The 3,973-nt window shown below is 37.8% G+C and carries 3 protein-coding genes; all 3 read right to left on the bottom strand.

What is annotated here, in order from left to right; translation table 11 throughout:
- On the bottom strand, nucleotides 1–1,827 hold a 1,827-nt coding region (locus tag ABZA26_RS09490; RefSeq protein ID WP_372714283.1), incomplete at its 3' end, for a bifunctional (p)ppGpp synthetase/guanosine-3',5'-bis(diphosphate) 3'-pyrophosphohydrolase.
- Nucleotides 1,828–1,961: 134 nt separating this feature from the next.
- Entirely contained in the window at nucleotides 1,962–2,474 is a 513-nt protein-coding gene (locus ABZA26_RS09485; RefSeq protein ID WP_372714282.1) for an adenine phosphoribosyltransferase, read from the bottom strand.
- A 31-nt stretch (nucleotides 2,475–2,505) separates the two neighbouring features.
- A partial coding sequence (locus ABZA26_RS09480) for a GspE/PulE family protein (protein WP_372714281.1) occupies nucleotides 2,506–3,973 on the bottom strand: 1,468 nt, incomplete at its 5' end.

Here is a 3,973-nt window from a genome sequence, read left to right as displayed (position 1 = left end):
GTCTTTTCTGTGAACTGCTATCCCGGCTCCCTTTGTTATATAACCACCTATGTCGTCTCCTGGGAGAGGAGTACAGCATTTTGCAAACCTTATGAGAGTATTATCAAGACCCTCTATAACCACTCCGTAATCATTCTTCTTTCTGTTTTTAGGTTTTTTTCTTTCTCCTATATCATCAAAATTCAGCTCTTTTACAACTTCCGGCTTAAATCTTCCTGCCAGTGCTTCAGCCTTTGTCCTATTCTGTGAAAGTCTGAAATACAGATCCTCTTTAGACTGCATATTCTGCTTTTCTATGTATTTTAATGTTGTTTCACTAACTTCAAACTCTTTTATTGAGACCCCAAATTTAGAAAGCTCTTTCTCCATAATCTCTTTTCCGAGTTTTACGTTTTCATCAAATTTCTTGTCTTTGATCCACTTTCTTATCTTACTCTTGGCACTTTGGGTTACCACAATGTCCAGCCAGTCATTTCCCGGACCTTTTGCATTTTTTGAAGTTATAATATCTATTTTATCTCCGTTTTGAAGCTTGTAGTCAATGGGCACTATTCTGTCATTTATTTTTGCCCCTACACATTTCAGTCCTATCTCTGTGTGGATATGAAATGCAAAGTCCAGAGGAGTGGCACCCTGAGCCAGTTCCACTACATCTCCCTTGGGAGAAAATACAAATACAGTCTCGTGAAGAATATCTCCGGTAACTGTTTTTACAAACTCCTCTGAGTTGTCAGCTTCCTGCTGCCATTCCAATATCTGTCTCAGCCATGAATAAACATGATCTTTTTTAGTTACTTTTCCTCTTTCTTTATAGCTCCAGTGGGCTGCTACTCCCTCTTCTGCTATCCCGTGCATATCTTCTGTTCTTATCTGCACCTCTATAAATTTACCCTGAGGTCCTACTATGGTCGTATGGATGGACTGATACCCGTTGGATTTTGGTACGGCTATATAATCCTTAAATCTTCCTGGGACAGGCTTATAATTCCCGTGAAGGACTCCAAGTACATTGTAGCACTCACCTTCAGTTTCCACTATTATTCTGAGGGCAATAAGGTCATATATCTCGTCAAATTCTTTATCTTTTTCATACATTTTTTTGTATATACTGTAAAAGTGCTTAGGCCTTCCTGAAACCTCACCCTCTATATTACTTTCTTTCAAAAATCTTTCTATCTCTTGTTTTGTACCTTCTGTATATTTTTCTCTTTCGACTTTCTTAGAGTTAATAAGTTTGACTAATTGTCTGTATATTTCAGGTTCTAGATAGTAGAGAGAAAGGTCCTCTAGCTCACATTTCATCATGGCCATTCCCAGTCTGTGGGCAAGAGGTGCGAATATTTCCAGGGTTTCCCTTGCGATTCTCTCCTGTTTGTGACTCGGCATAAACTTAAGAGTCCTCATATTGTGGAGTCTGTCTGCAAGTTTTATTATTACAACTCTTATGTCCTGAGCCATTGCAACTATCATTTTTCTTATATTTTCATGTTGCTTTTTAGTTCCCTTAGGTAGTACGCTCAGTTTTGTGACTCCGTCTACAAGTTTGGCCACAGAACTTCCAAAATTATATTCAATATCAGAAACTGTTATAAGAGTATCTTCCACAATGTCATGAAGTATCCCCGCAACAATGGTATCAGTATCCATTTTCATATTAATAAGTATTTTGGATACTTCTATCGGATGGATGATATATTCGTCTCCGGACTTTCTAAACTGACCCACATGACATTCCCTTGCAAATTCATAAGCCAAGAGTATCTTGTCAGTGTCAACTTTGAGATTATTCTTTTTTATGGCATCTAATAACTCTTGTTTATATCCCACACAAATCCCTCTTCCCCTCTTAATTGAATAATATTATCTTTAAAAACTCAGATTCCATTAAATTTTTAAAGATAATAATATAATGTTTCTACAAATTTTTAAATAGAGAGCGGCAACATCTGCCGCTCCCTTTTTTAATATTCCATCAGTGTGAAAACATCATAACCATCTAACTTTTTTCTTCCATCCAGCTCTTTGAGCTCTATAAGAAAAGCAAGTCCGGCAACCTCTCCACCAAGTTCCTCTATTAATTTTACAGTAGCCTCTACAGTCCCTCCTGTAGCCAAAAGATCATCCACTATGAGAACCCTTTGTCCAGGCTTTATAGAATCCTTATGTATGCAGAGCACATTATTTCCGTACTCAAGGTCATAATCATACTCCACGACCTCTCTAGGAAGCTTACCTGGCTTTCTTACAGGTACAAACCCTACTCCTAGTGCATATGATACAGGACACCCGAAAATAAATCCTCTGGCTTCTGGTCCCACTATAAGGTCTATATTTTTCTCTTCTGCATATTTCACTATCTTATCTGTTGCTGCACGATAAGCTTCTCCGTTATTCATTAAGGGAGTTATATCCCTAAACTTAATTCCCTCTTTTGGAAAATCTTCGACTAGGGCTACATAATCCTTCAAATTCATTTGAATCCTCCTAAAAATATTATATCATAAACTAAATATCATCCTGTGCCACTCTCAAAACTTCTTCTATACTGGTTATTCCCTCTAAAGCTTTTTCAAAACCCTCTTGCTTTATTGTTTTCATCCCTTTTTTTACGGCGGCATCTTTTATCTGAAAAATATCCGCGCCCTTATTTATGAGACTTCTTATCTCACTCTCAACTTCCAAAAGCTCTACCACAGCTGTTCTTCCGCTGTACCCGGTATTTCTGCAGAAGCTGCATCCCTTTGCCTCATATAGTTTATAATCCCTGTCTGGATCTGCCTGAAACTCTTTCAGTTCAGCTCCAGAAACTATTATTTCTTCTTTGCAGTGTGTACAAAGTTTTCTAACCAGTCTCTGTCCCAAAACCCCTGCCAGAGAAGCTGACAGCAAAAATGGTTCTACCCCCATATCTATAAGTCTTGATATAGCTCCAGTAGCAGAGTTTGTATGTAGTGTCGAAAACACTAGATGTCCTGTCATAGCCGACTCTATAGCTATCTCAGCTGTCTGCACGTCTCTTATCTCACCTATCATTATTACATCAGGATCCTGTCTCAGTATCGACCTCAGTCCCGATGAAAAATCGAGCCCCACTTGGGGATTTATCTGCACCTGATTTATTATCTCCATCTGGTACTCCACAGGGTCTTCTAGGGTAACTATATTCTTATCCAGAGTATTTATCTCATTCAACGAAGCATATAGGGTAGAAGTTTTCCCGCTTCCAGTGGGACCGGTTACAAATATTATACCGTTTGGTCTCTTTATGAGTTTTTTCAATTTTTCCACATTGCTTTTTTCAAAACCAAGGCTTTCCAAACTAACTTTTACATTGGATTTGTCAAGAAGTCTTATTACAACCTTTTCTCCAAAGATTGTAGGAAGCATAGACACTCTCATATCAATTAATTTTTCTTCAAAATTTATCTCCACCCTGCCATCTTGTGGTATTCTTTTCTCAGCAATATCAAGTTTAGAAATTATTTTTATTCTCGATACTATTGCCGAGTGAAGAGACTTAGGAGGCGTCAGTATTTCATGAAGTATCCCGTCTATTCTAAACCTTACCCTAAGAATATTTGCTTCAGGTTCTATATGAATATCACTTGCATTTTCAATTATGGCTTTCTTCATCACAAGGTTGACAACCTCTACTGCAGAGGTGTCTGTTTTCTCAAAACTCCTTCTTTCTTTCAGATAATTGGAGTCTTCTTTTAAAAATACAGGTGAATAATATTTTTCTATTGCCCGTACTACATCATCTTTTCTGGCTATTGACTGAAATACTTCCATGCCTGTTTCTTCCTCTATACTGTCTATTGCAAATACATCTAGAGGGTCCTCCATGGCCACGTGCAAAACGTTTTCATTTTTAAAAAGTGGCATTACACAAAATTTTTCAGCGGTTTCTCTGCTCAAAACAAGGATGGCTTCTTTTGTTATTACAAGCCTTTCTAGAGACACATAGGGAATC

It is taken from the genome of Ilyobacter sp. (assembly GCF_041583315.1).
Lineage (GTDB): Bacteria > Fusobacteriota > Fusobacteriia > Fusobacteriales > Fusobacteriaceae > Ilyobacter.
Note: the sequence above shows the minus strand (reverse complement) of the source record. Positions and strands in the feature narration are given on the sequence as shown.